The 16,020-nt window shown below is 61.8% G+C and carries 19 protein-coding genes and 1 tRNA gene; 11 read left to right on the top strand and 9 right to left on the bottom strand.

Annotated elements, in window-relative coordinates:
- Window positions 1-230 precede the first annotated feature (230 nt).
- From cysG to AF337_RS34420, 5 genes are read left to right on the top strand one after another with little or no spacing between them, the layout of a single operon-like run.
- Complete coding sequence (cysG, locus tag AF337_RS34440) at window positions 231-1,667, top strand: siroheme synthase CysG (protein WP_049735628.1); 1,437 nt, start codon at window positions 231-233, stop codon at window positions 1,665-1,667.
- A gap of 2 nt (window positions 1,668-1,669) precedes the next feature.
- Window positions 1,670-1,984 carry a DUF2849 domain-containing protein gene (locus tag AF337_RS34435; protein ID WP_049735587.1) on the top strand — a complete coding sequence of 105 codons (315 nt, stop codon included), beginning with the start codon at window positions 1,670-1,672 and terminating at the stop codon, window positions 1,982-1,984.
- Between the two features lie 8 nt (window positions 1,985-1,992).
- The gene (locus tag AF337_RS34430) at window positions 1,993-3,663 is read left to right on the top strand and encodes a nitrite/sulfite reductase (RefSeq protein ID WP_049735586.1); all 1,671 of its coding nucleotides are present in this window, start codon (window positions 1,993-1,995) and stop codon (window positions 3,661-3,663) included.
- 10 nt (window positions 3,664-3,673) lie between these two features.
- On the top strand, window positions 3,674-4,186 hold the full coding sequence (locus AF337_RS34425) for a DUF934 domain-containing protein (protein WP_049735585.1): 513 nt from the start codon (window positions 3,674-3,676) through the stop codon (window positions 4,184-4,186).
- A 38-nt stretch (window positions 4,187-4,224) separates the two neighbouring features.
- Window positions 4,225-5,436: a UbiH/UbiF family hydroxylase gene (locus tag AF337_RS34420; RefSeq protein ID WP_049735584.1), complete on the top strand. Its 1,212-nt coding sequence runs from the start codon at window positions 4,225-4,227 to the stop codon at window positions 5,434-5,436.
- Here the strand turns inward: AF337_RS34420 and AF337_RS34415 are convergent.
- The 3 genes from AF337_RS34415 to AF337_RS34405 form a co-directional block, all read right to left on the bottom strand.
- On the bottom strand, window positions 5,404-6,366 hold the full coding sequence (locus AF337_RS34415) for an AEC family transporter (protein ID WP_049735583.1): 963 nt from the start codon (window positions 6,364-6,366) through the stop codon (window positions 5,404-5,406). The two genes, AF337_RS34420 and AF337_RS34415, sit on opposite strands and share 33 nt — an antisense overlap.
- Window positions 6,367-6,548: 182 nt before the next feature.
- A complete protein-coding gene (locus AF337_RS34410; RefSeq protein WP_049735582.1) occupies window positions 6,549-7,484 on the bottom strand; it encodes an MBL fold metallo-hydrolase in 936 nt (311 codons plus the stop codon).
- Window positions 7,485-7,676: 192 nt separating this feature from the next.
- A complete protein-coding gene (locus AF337_RS34405) occupies window positions 7,677-8,426 on the bottom strand; it encodes a cytochrome c biogenesis CcdA family protein (RefSeq protein ID WP_049735581.1) in 750 nt (249 codons plus the stop codon).
- Window positions 8,427-8,752: 326 nt separating this feature from the next.
- On the opposite strand from AF337_RS34405, the gene AF337_RS34400 reads away from it, so the two are divergent.
- Window positions 8,753-8,828 (top strand) — tRNA-Lys (locus AF337_RS34400).
- Window positions 8,829-8,957: 129 nt separating this feature from the next.
- Window positions 8,958-9,458, top strand: coding sequence for a hypothetical protein (locus tag AF337_RS34395; RefSeq protein WP_049735580.1), 501 nt, complete (start codon window positions 8,958-8,960; stop codon window positions 9,456-9,458).
- Window positions 9,459-9,828: 370 nt separating this feature from the next.
- Here AF337_RS34395 and AF337_RS34390 read toward each other — a convergent pair whose 3' ends face one another.
- Window positions 9,829-10,146, bottom strand: a complete 318-nt coding sequence (locus AF337_RS34390) for a sunset domain-containing protein (protein ID WP_049735579.1) — start codon at window positions 10,144-10,146, stop codon at window positions 9,829-9,831.
- 396 nt (window positions 10,147-10,542) lie between these two features.
- Between AF337_RS34390 and AF337_RS34385 the strand changes: the two genes are divergently transcribed.
- The 4 genes from AF337_RS34385 to AF337_RS46370 all read left to right on the top strand — a co-directional run bounded on the left by AF337_RS34385 (window position 10,543) and on the right by AF337_RS46370 (window position 12,796).
- Complete coding sequence (locus tag AF337_RS34385; protein WP_160320415.1) at window positions 10,543-11,343, top strand: TIGR04255 family protein; 801 nt, start codon at window positions 10,543-10,545, stop codon at window positions 11,341-11,343.
- Window positions 11,344-11,455: 112 nt separating this feature from the next.
- Window positions 11,456-11,947, top strand: a complete 492-nt coding sequence (locus AF337_RS34380; protein ID WP_152971326.1) for a hypothetical protein — start codon at window positions 11,456-11,458, stop codon at window positions 11,945-11,947.
- A 6-nt stretch (window positions 11,948-11,953) separates the two neighbouring features.
- Complete coding sequence (locus AF337_RS34375) at window positions 11,954-12,451, top strand: hypothetical protein (RefSeq protein WP_049735576.1); 498 nt, start codon at window positions 11,954-11,956, stop codon at window positions 12,449-12,451.
- A gap of 132 nt (window positions 12,452-12,583) precedes the next feature.
- A complete protein-coding gene (locus AF337_RS46370; RefSeq protein WP_049735575.1) occupies window positions 12,584-12,796 on the top strand; it encodes a hypothetical protein in 213 nt (70 codons plus the stop codon).
- Window positions 12,797-12,974: 178 nt separating this feature from the next.
- Here the strand turns inward: AF337_RS46370 and AF337_RS34365 are convergent, their stop codons facing one another.
- The 5 genes from AF337_RS34365 to AF337_RS34345 all read right to left on the bottom strand — a co-directional run bounded on the left by AF337_RS34365 (window position 12,975) and on the right by AF337_RS34345 (window position 15,736).
- On the bottom strand, window positions 12,975-13,208 hold the full coding sequence (locus AF337_RS34365; protein ID WP_049735574.1) for a hypothetical protein: 234 nt from the start codon (window positions 13,206-13,208) through the stop codon (window positions 12,975-12,977).
- Window positions 13,205-13,549: a hypothetical protein gene (locus AF337_RS34360; RefSeq protein WP_049735573.1), complete on the bottom strand. Its 345-nt coding sequence runs from the start codon at window positions 13,547-13,549 to the stop codon at window positions 13,205-13,207. The genes AF337_RS34365 and AF337_RS34360 overlap by 4 nt, the downstream gene beginning before the upstream one ends.
- Before the next feature lie 15 nt (window positions 13,550-13,564).
- Complete coding sequence (locus AF337_RS34355; RefSeq protein ID WP_049735572.1) at window positions 13,565-14,584, bottom strand: phage major capsid protein; 1,020 nt, start codon at window positions 14,582-14,584, stop codon at window positions 13,565-13,567.
- A gap of 85 nt (window positions 14,585-14,669) precedes the next feature.
- Complete coding sequence (locus AF337_RS44040) at window positions 14,670-15,026, bottom strand: helix-turn-helix domain-containing protein (RefSeq protein ID WP_049735571.1); 357 nt, start codon at window positions 15,024-15,026, stop codon at window positions 14,670-14,672.
- Window positions 15,023-15,736 carry a hypothetical protein gene (locus AF337_RS34345; protein ID WP_049735570.1) on the bottom strand — a complete coding sequence of 238 codons (714 nt, stop codon included), beginning with the start codon at window positions 15,734-15,736 and terminating at the stop codon, window positions 15,023-15,025. Before AF337_RS34345 ends, AF337_RS44040 begins: the two co-directional genes overlap by 4 nt.
- Between the last annotated feature and the right edge of the window lie 284 nt (window positions 15,737-16,020).

The raw sequence follows: 16,020 nt of genomic DNA, 5'->3' as shown, positions 1-16,020 counted from the left end.
CGGCGCAAGTGAAATGCGCCAAACGCCGGTGGACGCTGTTTGTCACAGGCTTTATAGTGCGTTGCAGCAAATGCGCTGACATGTGCTGTTTTGGTCAGCATGGGTGACTTTTCTCAAATCGCTGATGCTACGAGCAAAAGAATACGCACTTGCTGGAGCTTTCGAATTTATGTTCCTTTAAACCCTTGTCGATCAAGGGCATATTCCGGCAACTTCGAAGTGGATTGATGATGTCTCCCAGGACCGAACAGCTTTCGGTATTTCCCGCCTTCTTTCGCGTGGAAGGCCAGAAGACGGCTGTCTTCGGCAATGGCGACGAAGCTTTCGCCAAGGTGCGGTTGCTGCTCAACACGCGGGCGCGGATCGTCGCCTATGCCGACAGGCCGGAAGCCGATTATCATGCCTTCCTGATTGCCAACCGCATCGAGACCGTGCGCGCCGGCTTTTCCGCCGACCAGGTCGAGGGGGCAGCCCTCGTTTTTGCCGCCACCGGCAATGAGGCCGACGACCGCGAGATCGTCGATGCTGCCCGCGCCGCAAGCATTCCGGCCAATGCCGTCGATCAGCCCGACTACTGCGATTTCTTCACCCCGGCGCTGGTCAATCGCGCCCCGGTCGCCGTTGCGATCGGCACCGAAGGGGCAGGGCCGGTTCTGGCGCAGATGATCCGCGCACAGATCGACCAGCTTCTTTCGCCCTCGCTCGGGCGCCTCGCAGCACTGGCGACGAGCTACCGCAAGGCCGTCGAACAGCTCGTGCCCCGCGGCGTTTCCCGCCGCGTCTTCTGGCGCCGCTTCTTCTCCGGCGCCGTCGCCGATGCGGTTGCCAACGGCAACCTGCCGCAGGCCCGCCAGGCCGCCGACCGGCTGCTGGGCTCGATGGACAGGGTTGCGGGCCATGTCTGGCTGGTCGGCGCCGGTCCGGGCGCCGAGGATCTGCTGACGCTGCGCGCCCAGCGCGTGATGATGGAAGCCGATGTCATCGTCTTTGACGCGCTTGTGCCGCAGGCGATCGTCGATATGGGCCGCCGCGACGCCGAGCGGCTTTCCGTCGGCAAGCGTAAGGGCTGCCATTCGAAGTCGCAGGAAGAGATCAACGACCTCTTGGTCGATCTCGGCCGCCAGGGCAAACGTGTCGTCCGCCTCAAGTCGGGCGATCCGCTGGTCTATGGTCGGGCAGGGGAAGAGATGGCGGCATTGCGCGCCGCCGGCATCACCTATGAGGTCGTGCCCGGTATTACCTCGGCTTTCGCCGCCGCCGCCGATTTCGAGTTGCCGCTGACATTGCGCGGCGTCGCGTCCTCGCTGGTCTTCACGACGGGCCATGATCTCACCGGCGACGTGCTGCCCGATTGGGCAAGCCTTGCCGTTTCCGGCGCGACGATCGCCGTCTATATGGGCCGCACGGTTGCCGCCTCCGTCGCCGAGCGGCTGATGGAGGCCGGCATTCCCTCCGAGACGACCGTCGCCGTCATCGAAAATGCCAGCCGTCCCGAGCGCCGCCTGCTGCATGGCACGCTTGCCGATCTTCCCGATCTGCAGCACCGCGATGAGTTGACCGGGCCGGTCATGGTCATTATCGGCGATGCGGTCGCTGGCGCCAATTTCGAACTGTCCGAGCCGCTGGTGCGTGCGAACGCCCGGCTCGAGGAACTTGCAAGGAGCTGAATATGGTAGACAAGGTTCTGACGGCCAACCGGCTGACGGACGGCATTGCCGTCTGGCTGGATGCGAACGGGAAATGGTCGACCTCGCTGCAGGAAGCGCTTGTCGCCCGTCACAACGAAGCCGTCGAAGCGCTGGAGGCGATCGGCAAGAAATCCTATGCCGACAACGAGGTGGTTGACGTCGCCGTCGTCGAAGTTCAGGAAACCAACGGCATTCTCTGGCCGCTGCGCCTTCGCGAGCGCATCCGCGCCCAGGGCCCGACCATGGAATACGCACCGGGCTACGCTCCCGCCGATCCCGAATTCATTGCAGTCTGAGGAAGACGATGTACCGTTACGACGAATTTGACCATGCCTTTGTCAGCGAGCGCGTCGAGCAGTTCCGCGACCAGGTCCAGCGCCGCCTTGCCGGCGAGCTCGCCGAGGATGCGTTCAAGCCGCTGCGCCTGATGAACGGCGTCTACCTGCAGCTGCACGCCTATATGCTGCGCATCGCCATTCCCTATGGCACGCTGAGCGCGCGCCAGATGCGCATGCTCGCCCATATCGCCCGCACCTATGACCGCGGCTATGGCCATTTCACCACGCGGCAGAACCTGCAGTTCAACTGGCCGAAGCTGTCGGAAATCCCCGATGCGCTGGCCGATCTTGCAAGCGTCGAGATGCATGCGCTGCAGACCTCGGGCAACTGCATCAGAAACGTGACGGCCGATCACTTTGCGGGTGCAGCCGCCGACGAGATCGCCGATCCCAGGCCCTACGCCGAAATCCTGCGCCAGTGGTCGTCGGTCCATCCGGAATTCTCCTTCCTGCCGCGCAAGTTCAAGATCGCCGTCACCGGCGCCGAGCGCGACCGTGCCGCCATCCAGGTCCATGATATCGGCCTGCATCTGAAGAAGAACGACAAGGGCGAGATCGGCTTTGCCGTCTATGTCGGCGGTGGCCAGGGCCGCACGCCGATGATCGCCAAGCTGATCCGCGACTTTTTGCCCGAGGAAGACCTGCTCTCCTACACCACATCAATCGTGCGCGTGTACAATCTGCATGGCCGCCGCGACAACAAGTACAAGGCCCGCATCAAGATCCTGGTGCACGAAACCGGCGCCGAGGAACTGACGCGCCAGGTCGAGGCCGAATTCGCCTCGCTGAGGGATAGCGAACTGAAGCTGCCGGAACAGGATGTCGAGGCGATCGCCGCCTATTTCGCGCTGCCCGATCTGCCTCAGCGCGCCGAGGGCTGGGAAAACCTTGCCCGCTGGAAGAAGGCCGATCCGGCTTTCGCCCGCTGGGTCCAGCAGAATGTGCAGCCGCACAAGAACCCCGACTACGGCATGGTGACGATCTCGCTGAAGCCGATCGGCGGCATTCCGGGCGACGCCACCGACGCGCAGATGGACGCAATCGCCGATCTCGCCGAAGAATATGCCTTCGACGAAATCCGCGTCAGCCATGAGCAGAACCTGATCCTGCCGCATGTGGCGCTGGCCGATCTCGAAGCCGTCTATCGCGGCCTCGTCGCCATCGATCTGGCCGAAGCCAATGCCGGCCTGATCACCGATATCATTGCCTGTCCGGGGCTCGACTACTGTGCGCTCGCCAATGCGCGCTCCATTCCGCTGGCGCAGGAAATCTCCCGCCGCTTCGGCAGCGCCGAACGCCAGGCCGAGATCGGCGAGTTGAAGATCAAGATCTCCGGCTGCATCAATGCCTGCGGCCACCACCATGTCGGCCATATCGGCCTGCTCGGTGTGGAGAAGAAGGGTGCCGAACTCTATCAGATCACCCTCGGCGGTTCCGGCGACGAACATACCTCGATCGGCGAGATCATCGGCCGCGGCTTCGAGCCGGACCGGGTGACGGACGCGATCGAGACGATCGTCGACACCTATCTCGGCCTGCGCCTTGATCCGTCGGAGATTTTCCTTGCTGCCTATCGCCGCGTCGGGCCGCAGCCTTTCAAGGCTGCGCTCTACGGCTCGGCTGCGGAAGCGGCATAAGGAGGGGATGATGACGAAGATTTGGAGAGAAACCGGTTTTGTCGAAAACGATCCCTGGCTGATCGAGACCGACGAGGTGAAGGCTTCAGGGGAGCAGAAGCCGCTGCTCGGTCTCGACGAGCTGATCGCCAAGGCCGACGAAAGCAATGATGTCGGCCTCGGCGTGCTGATCAAGCCGGCCGACGACGTGCGGCGGCTGGAGCCCTATCTCTCTCGCCTCGACATCGTGGCCGTCGCCTTTCCGGCCTTCAACGACGGCCGCGCCTTCAGCCACGCCTCGCTGCTGCGCCAGCGGTTGGGATACACCAACGAGCTGCGCGCCGTCGGCGACGTGCTGATCGACCAGGTGCCGCTGATGCTGCGCGTCGGCATCGACAGCTTCTCGGTCAGCAACGCCACGGCGCTGAAGCGGCTTTCCGAAAACCGTCTTCCCGCCATTCCCCATCATTATCAGCCGGCGGTGCGTGACGCCGAAGCCGGCAAGGGCTATAGTTGGCGCCGTCAGGCGAAGCCGGCCGCATAAGCGACTGGTCCGCCATTTTATGATAGCGGAACGGTAGCATGAAGACATTCGAAGTGGCGGTGATCGGTGGCGGTCTCGCCGGCATGATTGCGGCAATCGCGCTCGCTCGCGGCGGCCGCAGCGTGGCGCTGGTGGCACCCCTTGCTGCAAAGGAGGACCGGCGCACCACGGCGCTGATGGATCAGTCGATCCGCTTCCTCGACCGTCTGGCGCTCTGGGATAAGCTGCGCCCTGCGACGGCACCGCTTGCCAGCATGCGCATCATCGACGGCACCAACCGGCTGCTGCGCGCGCCGACGACCACGTTTCGCGCCGCCGAAGTGGGCCTCGATGCCTTCGGCTATAATTTCCCCAACAAGATGCTGATCGACATCCTCGAAGCGGCCACGGCCGGAGAGGGCAATATCACCCGCTTCACCGATATGGCCGAATCGATCGAGATCTCGGCCGAGAAAGTGTCGATCGCGCTTGCCGGCGGCGAGACGCTTTTCGCCGATTTTGCCGTCGGCGCCGACGGCCGCGGCTCGAAGCTGCGCGAAACATCAGGGATCGGCGTGCGCAACTGGTCCTATCCGCAATCGGCCATGGTGCTGAATTTCGCCCATTCCCTGCCGCATCAGAATATCTCGAGCGAATTCCACACCAAACACGGCCCTTTCACCCAGGTGCCACTGCCGGGGAACCGCTCCAGCCTCGTCTGGGTGCAGGATCCCACGGAAGCTGCAAGCCGCATGGAGTTGCCGCTTGCCGAACTCGGCCGTCTCGTCGAGGTGCAGATGCACTCCATGCTCGGCAAGGTCGATGTGGAAGACGGCGTCCAGCTCTGGCCGCTGTCGGGCATGATGGCGCATCGCTTCGGCAAGGGGCGTATCGCGCTGATCGGCGAGGCTGCCCATGTCTTCCCGCCGATCGGGGCGCAGGGGCTGAACCTCAGCCTGCGCGACATCATGGCGCTGACCGACATCCTCTGCGACCGGGCCGAATTGCCGATTCCGGCCGATGCCGGCGAAAGCTTCGACCGCAAGCGCCGCGCCGACATCATGACGCGTACGGCAAGCGTCGATCTTCTCAACCGCTCGCTGCTTTCGGATTTCCTGCCGGTGCAGATGCTGCGCGCCGCCGGTCTGCATATCCTCTCGGCCATTCCGCCGCTGCGCAGCATCGTCATGCGTGAAGGCATCGAGCCTGGCCGGGGCTTCCGTGATATTCCGGATGCGCTACGGGAAAAGCTGAAGCGGAAGAAGGCCTGAGCGGATCGCGATCAGCCAGAGTGAGACGCTGACCACCGAAAGCACCGTCGTGATCAGGATCGTCGCCGAGGCGCGCTCCTGCCAGACGCCATATTGCTGGCCGATGACGAAGACATTGGTCGCCGTCGGCAGCGTGGCGAGCAGCACGGCCGCCTGGATCCACACCGGCTCGAAACCACCCACCACAGTCAGCGCGATGAAAACCACGATCGGATGCAGGATCAGCTTCGCCGGCACTATGTAGCCGATCTCGGCCGGGACCCGTTTCAGCGGCCGGAGCGCCAGCGTCACCCCCATGGCAAAGAGGGCGCAGGGCGCCGCCGCCTGGGCGAGGTAATCGACGAGGCGCTGAAACGCCAGCGGCTGGTCGATGTGGAGGGCGGCCACAGCAAAGCCTGCCGCCGTCGACAGGATGAAGGGATGCAGCGCCACCTTCCGGGCAATATCGGCGGCAAGCCGGCCCGCGGAACGCTTGTCGTCGCCGGCCGCCGCCATCAGCGCCGGCGCGACGATGAAATGCAGTGCGTTCTCGAAACAGATGATCAGCGCCACCGGCACTGCCGCCTTTTCGCCGAGCGCCAGAAGCGCCAGGCCCGGCCCCATATAGCCGATATTGCCATAGGCGCCGGCAAAGGACTGGATGGTGCAATCGGCAAGCGAATTGCCGCGCACGAGGCGGCCGATGGCAAACAGCAGGATGAACACCGCATAGGTCGCGGCAATATCGGTGACGATGAAATCGATGCGCGTCAGCTCTTCGATCGGCGTGCGCGAGACGAGCTTGAAGAACAGAGCGGGCAGGGCGGCATAGATGATGAAGGTATTCAGCCATCCGAGCGCGTCAGCCGGCTGCTTCGTCGCCTTGGCGGCGGCATAGCCGATGAGGATCAGGCCGAAGAACGGCAGGAGCAGGCTGACGATATCGGCCAAGAGGTTTTCCAGTGCGCGGGGATCGGCGGGTCAGGATCTGACTTACGCAATTCCAGCGAAACTGTGTAGCTGTTTAGCCTCGGGAGTTGTGCAAAAAATCGATAGAGCGTTTTCGTCATTCGAGGGAAAGACGGAAACGCTCTACGGGCGGGACGCCCCTTGGTGCAGGCCTAACCAAGCCGTCAGTAATCCCAGAAGACTGGCACCCAGCGGAAGGCATCGCCGTCAACCGCCACATGGCAGACGGAGGGGAAGGGCAGGTGAGTGGCGACCAGCAGCTCGCCGGTCGCGGCCAGTTCCCGCAGGAGGCCGACCCGGACGCGAGCCGCCTCCTCGGGGTCGTGCTCGAAGCCGTTATGCCAGTCGGGTTGGTCGAAGCCGACCGCGAACACCGCGTCGCCGGCAAATGTCAGCCGGTCGCCGCCGGAGGCCAGGCGGATCACGCTGTGTCCGGGGGTGTGGCCGCCGGTGCGGCGGGCGACTACCCCTGGCGCCACTTCGCACTCGTCGTCGAACAGCCGCAGGTGGCTGCGGTACTCGTTCACGAACCGCTTGGCGGTGGCCCGAAGCGCATCCGGGAAGCCCGGCGGCATGCGGGTCCGGGAGAAATCGGGCGCTTCCCAGAACTTCACCTCGGCGGCCGCCAGGTGGATTCTTAGGTCGGGGCGCAGCCGCTCCTTCACCCCGTCGACGAGAAGCCCGCCGATGTGGTCCATGTGCAGGTGGGTCAGCACCACGTCGGTCACGGATGCAAGATCGACGCCGGCGTCCTCCAGTCGCTTGATCAACTGCCCGGCCCGCGGCAAGTGCAGGTCCGGGTCGAGGCCAAGCCCGGCATCGAGAAGTATGGTCTGCCCGCCGCTGCGCGCCACCACCACGTTCAGCGGCCAATCCAGCGAGTCCGGCGGCAGGAACATGTGGTTCAGCCAGGCTTCACGGACCGCGGGCTCGGCGTTGTGCGCCAACATCGTGGTCGGGAGCGGCAGCACGCCATCGCTGATGATCATCACCTCGATCTCGCCGATCTGCACTGCATAGCGCGAGGGAACCAGTTCGCCGGGCCCTGGTCCACCGGGATGAGAGGCGTCTTCCAGGCTCATATTTGTCGCGAGGCTCATGTTTGTCTCCTTCTGACCGCCGCTTGAACACGGCACCGACGACGCTACATCGAGGCGTGTTTTCGATCGATTGGGTCGAAGGTCAGGGCGAATGGGTCGAGGGACAGGGCGAGCTATACCACGGCATAGGTCCCGTCATGCAAGTTGCCGGGGCGTCGGACAACCGGCGCGGATCGACCGACCGGCCGCGCTTTAGCCGATCTGCATCAGGATCGGGAAGGTCTGCTGAAACCAGATCGCCACATCGCTGACCCATCCGAACAGGAAGGCGAGGCCGGTCAGCACGAGGAAGACACCCATCACCTTCTCCACCGTGCCGAGATGGCGGCGGAAGCGCGACAGGAAGCGCATGAAGGCGCCGGAAAAACCGGCGGCGATCCAGAAGGGGATGGCAAGGCCGAGCGAATAGACGGCGAGCAGCCCGGCGCCGGAGCCCACCGTCTCTCGCGAGGCGGCGACACCGAGAATCGCGCCGAGCACCGGCCCGATGCAGGGCGTCCAGCCGAAGGCGAAGGCAAGTCCCATGATATAGGCGCCCGTCAGCGTCGCCGGCTTGCCGCCGCCCTGGAAGCGCGCCTCGCGGGCAAGGATCCCCAACCGGAAGAGGCCGAGGAAATTCAGCCCCATGACGATGATGATCAGCCCGCCGAGCTTCGACAACAGGTCGAGATGCTGGCGAAGCGCCATGCCGATGCTGGAAGCGCCGGCGCCGAGCGCCACGAAAACGGTGGCAAAGCCGAGCGTGAAGAGCAAAGCGGAGAACAGCACGCCACGCCTGATATCGGGCGCGACCGCAACCGCACCGCCGCCGCGGAACTGCTCGACTGAGATGCCGGCCATGTAACAGAGATAGGGCGGGACGAGGGGAAGCACGCAAGGCGAAAGAAAGGAAAGCGCCCCTGCTATCAACGCGCTCCACAGCGAAATATCGGCAATCGACACACATTCTCTCCGGCTGCAATCTGCGCCCTGTTCCTAGCTTTGCGAGGCCGGGATTGCCAATCACCTTTTTGCGTTTGGATCGCGGCCTGTCCGGATCATGCGATCAGAAGCGACAGGCCGCTGTGGGTCGCAGAACATCGCCAAGGATTGGCTAACAAGCTCGCCGCCGATTTCCCGTCGTGTGCCTTCCGCTCGCAAGGCATGTGGCTTGCGTCCGCAAGAAATGTGCCGACTGCCGGAAAAAGCTGAATTTTTCGGTTGACCGCAATGGGTCGCCTGCCTATGTTCCGCCCACTTCCAGCCGGGGTGCTTCACCCGCGGAGCGGGAGAGCGTAGCTCAGCCGGTAGAGCAACTGACTTTTAATCAGTAGGTCTCGGGTTCGAACCCCGACGCTCTCACCAAAAACATCCAATAAAAACAAGTGCATGTAGTTTCGAACACGGAACGGACGCTCCGGTGAATCGGCCTGGGGGAAAATCTGGGGGAAAATTGGCTTTCCGGTTTCCCCGTCTCTATGGCATCCTGCAGGCATGCCCGCGCCATCCAAGAAATTAAAGCTCCGCCCCGTCCTCGTGGAGAATCCCTATCATTCCCGCTCCCATCCGCCGGATGCGACGAACCCTCGCGACGTCGTCGCGATGATAAACGTCCGCGAATCGGCGATCACGACGATGGCGGCGAGAGGTGTTCTCGATGCTGCTCAGGTCGCCGCCGCGACTCGCTTTCGGGCGCTGTGGGAATCAATGGGCGGCAAGGGAGCCGGCGCTATTGATTACGGCAAGGAACATGTCGACGGCGGCAAGGGGCGCGACCTGATCACCGAGAGGGAGGTCAATGCCGGCAAGGAACTCGCGAAGTGCCGGGAGCTTCTGGGCGTCCGTCTTTATGGTCTCGTGTCCGCCGTCTGCGGCGAGGGATTTGCCCTAACTGAAATCTTCGAAGGAAAACGAGAACGGCTGACAGCGGCGGATATGCTCCGCATGGGTCTTGACGATCTCGCTGAACTCTGGCGGCTAGCTACCCGCCGTTGATGCCCCGCCTTGCCTCCCACCGGGCCGCCAGCGCGCACCGTCGATCCGGCCGGGGGATTATGCTCGGTGCCGAACATCGCGCGTTGCCGGTGCCCGCTGCCCCCCCAGGGGGGAACCGTTGGGGCGGCGACTCCTGCATTCTTTTGCTCTTGCCGCCGCAGCTCACCGGCCTTCTTTGGCGAGGTTCTTGTCAATGCCGGCTTCGGCGAGGGTAGGCGTAACTGGGTTTTTTGATAACCCGGTTTCCGCCGGGCGCCCGCCCTTCGATAGCCCGACCGTATCCTTCTGCGCTTGCCGCATCTGATCGAGCCGTCGCGTAGCCCGCATGCGGATTTCGGCGGCGTCGGCCGGGCGTGGCGTGAAGAAAGCATCACGATTTCGATTTCCGCCAGCCGGCCGCCCAGGCTTCAGCTTCCGAGCAGAACCACCGTTCTCCATACCGAGGGCTGATTCTCGTCTCTGCGTAGCGTCGCTGGCCCGGCACGTGGAAGATGCGCTCGCCGGTGTTGATGCTGATATTGCCCTTGATCGTGCACGATTGTCCGGAGCCGCCAGCAGCGCTCCATGAGGCCAGCAAGTCGCTCGCGGTCCAGCCGCCGGCCGCACCAAACGCGACCGCGCCGATGACCAAACCCGGAAACTTGAGAAGCACCGATCGCTTCTGTGGATTGCGATAACCCGGACGCATGCCCCCGTCTCCGCCATGTCGCGCGGAGATTGTAACCGCGTTGGCGCAAGGCGAATATCTGTCCGAAAGAGGTATACCGTCCATTCCGACCTACGGGCCTGCCGTCCGCCACCAGATGCCTCGATCGGTTCCCGGACTTCTGCCGGGGTTGATGGGGCGCTCATCGCATAAAAGGACGGTCGGGCGTAAATCCCTAACGATTCGGTTTTTGTCCTGATCGCTGCGCGGCGTCGTACTCATCCGCAAGCCTCTGGTTTGCGTTGGGAAACCAAACCGGCGGTTGCGTCAGTCGACCGACCTGCCTTATCCATTTCGACGCAAGCTTGAAATTAGAAAATTCTTCATGACATTCGTGCAAGTCGGATTTATGAGGACGCAACCGTTAAGGGGAGCGCTGTGGCATTCGATCCTGTGAGTGGCGATCATGCAATCGCCGAAGTCGTATTTGGTCTGAGTTTTTCCCGGCCGTTCGCTGCGCCTGAAATAGAGCGTGTCGCGAGGAGTCACTCGAAATGGAAGGCAGACCTGCCACGACTTAACCGAACACCTGGTTTCCCCTTCATGATTGGGAACAACCTTCAGTTTGCTGACGGTATTCAGTTTGGCGGCATCGCCGGTGGCGTTTCCTTCGAGCGCATCAAGACTGATGGATCGCTAGATTGGAGAGTCCTGGTCGATCAGAATAATATTTTCGTGAACTGCCTGTCATATACTCGATGGGCAGAAATTTGGCCTCGCGCTGCGAAATATATGCAAGACGTGATCGGTGTGGCCGGTGCAGCTGATGCTTTGGTGTCGAGCGCGACTCTCCAGTATGTCGATATCTTTAAATGGACGTCTGATGTATCCGAGTATAACGCAAGACAGGTGATGAAACCCGGTCAGAACGTGCCCCCCGTTTTATTTGATAAAGGACCGTTCTGGCACCTTCATCAGGGCTGGTTTGAGCCAGCAGATAATGGTCGGGTGTTGTCGAGAGTGCACATTGATGCGGTTCAAGACGACGAAGGCATTCCAATTGTGAAATTCGATACCTACATGCAGCACCAACTAGCAACTTTTTATACACCAACTGAGGCTATTTCTGGAGGGTGGATCGAATCAACTTTTGCTAGTATGCACGACAAGAATAAAATATTGCTTGCCTCATTCATAACTGATGAGATGGCGACGAGGATAAATCTCAATGTGGCTTGACACCTCGACATCTGCCCTGGGGGGGCGTTCGCAATCCCAACTTGCGGCGTCCATCCATTCGGAGACTACGGGCAACGTTGCTTCTATGACTGGTGTTAGGTCGGGTCGGGCTATGAGCCTGATGTTTACGGGTTTTACGGCCGCCGCTGCTTTCCTAGCGCTAACAAATGAATTTTCGGCGCAAACGCTTACAGCTCCCAATTATGCGGAAACCGCAAGCCGCTTTCCGATTGATCGATTGGCTGTCGCGGTGCCTCTCGCATTTCAAGAAGCGATCAGCGAAATGCTCCGATATCAGAACTTGGCATCGGGATGGGACGGTATCGGGAGCGTTGCACCTCGCCCTCCGGTTATTGAATCGGCTATTGGCTTCTTGCGCGCGTTTCCTCTCGAACTGTTGGCACCGGAACCATCTGTGTCTGCAGACGGATCGGTGAGCTGGTTTTGGAACACAGCCAGCATCTACGCCACTGTGTCTTTCACTCGGCCGGGTAAATTTGCCTACTATGCGAAGAACAAGCAGGACGGTTCCAAGATTAAGGGCGTAGGCGTTCTCGACAACTCCGTTCCGCAGGAGCTTATCGACTTTATTAGGGTTGCATAAGCGGTGATGGACGGTGCGCAATATTGTGCATGTGAGGCGGAAAGCCATGGTGATTTAGGGCCAGTATCCGACGATGAGCGGCTCGCTCGGCTGGTCACAAGCCCCAATCACTTTCGAAAAGACGGCGGCCTGAAGCCCGGTGTCTTTCCTCTGTCACATATCAAGAGTTCTGGCCTCTCCCTAATGCGCGTCGACCATATGCAGGAAGTCGCGATTACTGACATATCTCACAAAATCGCTAGGCAGAAGGAAGGGGAAAGCCCCAGTGGTTTACTCATTCGGAGCGCCTTAGAACTGCGGTCACTACGAGATGAAGTGGAAGACCGGCTTCTTTGCGTGGTCGATGATCCGGTTCTCGATGCGCCGCCTTTTCCGGATAATCCCGCTCATGCAATCGCAGTGAGCGCTAAGGAACGTTCCGACGAGGAGATACTGGAGATTCAATCGACGCTATTTGAACTATTCGACGGAGCGATCGTGTCTTTGGGAATGGTTCACGAATAGCCGCGTGCACGCGCTTCCGGTCTGTCAGCCGCATGGCGGTGGTGCAAAGCGCGACCACCCGAACCGGCATCGAAGAAGGAAGATGATGGCCCTTAATGCCACCTCGTCGTCGCCTGCGGCAAGGCCGAGCAGATGGCCGATAAGAGCGGCTTGGAGCTTTGCGGCACCGACGTCCAGCTCCCGGCGATAACGCTTCCGCAACGTCTTTGGGCTGACGGCGAGGATGCGGCAGATTTCCGGCTGCGGAACGGCCTGACCGGCAAGTACCTGGACCAGACGACGTTGCATGTCCGTGGGGTGATGCCGGGGTCGGCCGGAGGTTTGATTCGGGAGTTTCATCCATAGGCGGGAAAAACCCGTCCTCGTTATTCTGCCTGCGAAAAAAAATCCGGGCGTGAGGGTGCGCGCGGGTCTTCTGACGCGCCGGTTTCCTGGTCCGAATGCCCCCCGCTAGGTCGGTTCTCGATGATGCTCGGCTCCGAGATACGAACCACGGTTCGCATTGCCGCCTGCCGCCGTGACTTCACTGCAGCTTGCCGGTCGGCGCGTTCCAATCTGACAGTCCGCGAATGATCTCAGCCAGGGCTTCGGCCTTCCACTCTTGGGCTTCGGCCAGGTATCCAGTACGGAAAGAGGCGATCTCGTCTGCGGTTGCGCCTTGGTCGAGGAGGAGCAACTCGGATTGGTCGAGGGCGTCCGCGATCTGTCGGTCGAGCGATGCGGCGGTCCGCGCCATTGCTTCTTCGAAGGATATCATTGTTCTCTCCCTGTCTTCAGGCGCACGGCCGGGCGAGCGGATTTAGCCGAGAGCTGCCATGCCTCTAACGCCTTCCCGGGCTGCTCGCCTTCGGTTGTATCGCGCAACGCCGTCCACATCGCGCCGGACGCGGTCACCACAGTGCCCCTCCTATATGGCAGGGCGCGTTGCCAGCTTCCGGCGAATTCAATCCCACGGCCTTCCAGCAGTTCGACACGCGCCTTCAACGATTGAATCGCTTCCGTGATCGCATCCAAGGCGTCGAAGAACTCGCCCGCTTTGATCACGCGCTCAAGCGCCTTGTTGCCGAACTGCCGCTCCATCTCTTCCTTCACGGACATCCGCCTTACCTCCGATCAACTACCGCCGGCGGCGACGTAACCGACGCTGCCGGGGCGTGCGACGGCCCAGTTCATTGCCCGTTCGGCGAGGAGTCCCGCCGCGTTGGTCTGCCACAGCGAGACGAGAGACGTTCCGGTGCCGTCGGTGGCGTCCTGCGTCAGGCCGCTATCCAGCATTTCAACCGTCGCCTCAGTGGTCACGCGCAGATCGGCAGAGCCTTCACCGAGGGCAATGCCGGTCGGATCGGCCAACACGATATTGCCTTCGGCTACGTTACGGGACGTAACGACCGGCACGCCGGAAAGCTCGCCGCCTCGGGCACCGATGTTCGGACGGTCGGCGCTCGAAAGCGAAACCGCTGTTGCCGGGTTCATCACAAGCACGGCGCTACCAAGGTCGCCGGCGAAGTCCGAGACCAGCGCCTCCAAATCGGCGGACGGTATAAGACCGTTGGTGATCGAAGCAGGCATCACATCGCTGATGCCAGCGTTCGCCGGATCAATAAACGCGACGTCGAGTGCATCCACCACGGCGCGGACTAGATCAGTTTTGATCACGCCTTCAGCCGCCGGATCGCTACTTTCTAGCAGCTCGCGCGTGACGACACAGAGTGCGATCACCTTCCGAGACGGCAGCCGCGCGTCGCCGAACACCAAGGCGCTAACCGGCTTGGGCTTACCTTCGCCGACCCAATGCGCGGTGGAACCGCCGATGACTGAGATCGATCTCGTCAACAACGGCATTCGCCGCAGGCCGGCCATCCGCCCGACGATGGAACGCTCGGCCACGAGTTGGAAGAATTCGACGGTGGCGGTCGCGAGATCACCTGCGAGTTCGCTTCCCCAGGTGCCGGAGCCGCCACCCAGCTGGCCAGCCTCAACAGCCGCTTTCGCGACGCGCGCGGCGGGCGACATAAGACCCCATCGCCCGGCTGCAATCTCGGCCGCGTGAACCATATCACCTTTGGCGAGGGCTAGCGCCATTGCACATCTGACGAACGTTGAACCCCTCGGCGCGAGCGAAACGGCGGACATAGCGGCAAAACTCCTGCTGATCTTCACTGCGAGTATCGCGCTCGACTGCATCTGCGGTAAGTCCGTTTCGGGCGGTTTCGGGTGGTCAGTCGTCGTTCTGTCCGCCATTCAGGAAAGCAGCGAGGTCTTCGAGGCGGTACATGATCCTGCCGCCGAGCTTGTTGTGTGGTATAGGGCGCTCACCAAATCGCCAATTTCTGAGGGTCGTGGGCGACCTTCCGAGAAGCATGGCGGCGTCATACTCTCCGATCCGGCCGTCGCCGGTTAGGACGATGGCGCGTTCGTGGCAGACGGCCCGCAACGCTGCGACCGGATCGCGCTGGTCGGTGCTCTGCATCTGACGATCACCCGTCGCAAGCACCCGGTCGAGCTTCGCCTCGATGCGGTTAACGGCTCGCTCAATCCTGACGATCTGTTGAACGATGATGGCCTCGTCTTTCATAGAACAGCCTCCGGCAGTCCCACTGCTGCCTCTCCCTGTAAGGCATGGTCATGCTCTCGTGATTGATCGATGAATTTTTGAAACCATCCGCTTACGGTCGTGGCGTTCGCGCGGGCATCGACGATCTCGAATTGCTTCATCGCGCCGAGGATGAATCCGGGCGTTTTGTCCGCCAGGAATGCGGACAACCTTTCGAGCTCACCGATCAGTTTGGTGGCATCGGCGAAGCCGGGCGGCTGGGGCGGTTGCTGCGGCGCGGCCTTCTTGCCTTGCTCCGCCAGTTGCGTGATTGTCGGCGGCGCATCGCTTTCGACTTGCCGCTCAAACTCCTCGGTAGGAACATTGGCGACGCGGATAGCGGTGACCTTCTGCCGTTCGGACATGCCGGCGGCCTTGGCGGCTTCACGCTGCGAAATATTAGTGACGGCGTCGTCACTATTTTTGGCCGGGCGGCCTCTGTCATCGAACTCCTTCAGCAGCTCGCCCGCCCGCTTTATCGCCCTCGATCGAATCCGCATGGCATAATTTTCGAGCGTCTTGTCGTCGGCTTGCCGGGCGTAGGAGGCGAGCGCGGCGGCCTTGTCGGACCAGGACTTGCACTCGTCTATGCGATCGCACTCCGCTATGGCCTGCGTCGCCCGCTCATAGGCTACCGGAAGTCGGGCGTTCGACATTTCCATGGCTCGGGCGATCATGCGGTCAGAATTCATCGCCGTTCTCCTCTCCTCTTCCGCCGGATCGTCGGCTCCGGGCATTGCCGTCTAAATGGCTTTGGAATGGGTCAAATTCGGCGCTGGGTGCCCACTGCCCATCCCCTAGGAATGGGCATGGGCGGGCACCCCCACCGCTTCCGAATCGCTGCCCGCAAAGTGCCCGCACAACTTTCCGCGTAAGCTCTTGCTGCGATTAATGAATTTCGAAAGTCCGCCCGCACAACTTTTGCGGTGGGCAGGTACAACCAAATGTAAAAGTAGGGGTGGGCACCTGCCCACTG

This window comes from Rhizobium ecuadorense (assembly GCF_001187535.1).
Lineage (GTDB): Bacteria > Pseudomonadota > Alphaproteobacteria > Rhizobiales > Rhizobiaceae > Rhizobium > Rhizobium ecuadorense.
Note: the sequence above shows the minus strand (reverse complement) of the source record. Positions and strands in the feature narration are given on the sequence as shown.

Bases quoted from the DNA above. Each gene is read 5' to 3' on its own strand.
- cysG (WP_049735628.1), top strand. From the start codon at position 231: ATGTCTCCCAGGACCGAACAGCTTTCGGTATTTCCCGCCTTCTTTCGC.
- AF337_RS34435 (WP_049735587.1), top strand. From the start codon at position 1,670: ATGGTAGACAAGGTTCTGACGGCCAACCGGCTGACGGACGGCATTGCC.
- AF337_RS34430 (WP_049735586.1), top strand. From the start codon at position 1,993: ATGTACCGTTACGACGAATTTGACCATGCCTTTGTCAGCGAGCGCGTC.
- AF337_RS34425 (WP_049735585.1), top strand. From the start codon at position 3,674: ATGACGAAGATTTGGAGAGAAACCGGTTTTGTCGAAAACGATCCCTGG.
- AF337_RS34420 (WP_049735584.1), top strand. From the start codon at position 4,225: ATGAAGACATTCGAAGTGGCGGTGATCGGTGGCGGTCTCGCCGGCATG.
- AF337_RS34410 (WP_049735582.1), bottom strand. From the start codon at position 7,484: ATGAGCCTCGCGACAAATATGAGCCTGGAAGACGCCTCTCATCCCGGT.
- AF337_RS34395 (WP_049735580.1), top strand. From the start codon at position 8,958: ATGCCCGCGCCATCCAAGAAATTAAAGCTCCGCCCCGTCCTCGTGGAG.
- AF337_RS34390 (WP_049735579.1), bottom strand. From the start codon at position 10,146: ATGCGTCCGGGTTATCGCAATCCACAGAAGCGATCGGTGCTTCTCAAG.
- AF337_RS34380 (WP_152971326.1), top strand. From the start codon at position 11,456: ATGAGCCTGATGTTTACGGGTTTTACGGCCGCCGCTGCTTTCCTAGCG.
- AF337_RS34375 (WP_049735576.1), top strand. From the start codon at position 11,954: ATGGACGGTGCGCAATATTGTGCATGTGAGGCGGAAAGCCATGGTGAT.
- AF337_RS46370 (WP_049735575.1), top strand. From the start codon at position 12,584: ATGGCCGATAAGAGCGGCTTGGAGCTTTGCGGCACCGACGTCCAGCTC.
- AF337_RS34365 (WP_049735574.1), bottom strand. From the start codon at position 13,208: ATGATATCCTTCGAAGAAGCAATGGCGCGGACCGCCGCATCGCTCGAC.
- AF337_RS34360 (WP_049735573.1), bottom strand. From the start codon at position 13,549: ATGTCCGTGAAGGAAGAGATGGAGCGGCAGTTCGGCAACAAGGCGCTT.
- AF337_RS34355 (WP_049735572.1), bottom strand. From the start codon at position 14,584: ATGTCCGCCGTTTCGCTCGCGCCGAGGGGTTCAACGTTCGTCAGATGT.
- AF337_RS44040 (WP_049735571.1), bottom strand. From the start codon at position 15,026: ATGAAAGACGAGGCCATCATCGTTCAACAGATCGTCAGGATTGAGCGA.
- AF337_RS34345 (WP_049735570.1), bottom strand. From the start codon at position 15,736: ATGAATTCTGACCGCATGATCGCCCGAGCCATGGAAATGTCGAACGCC.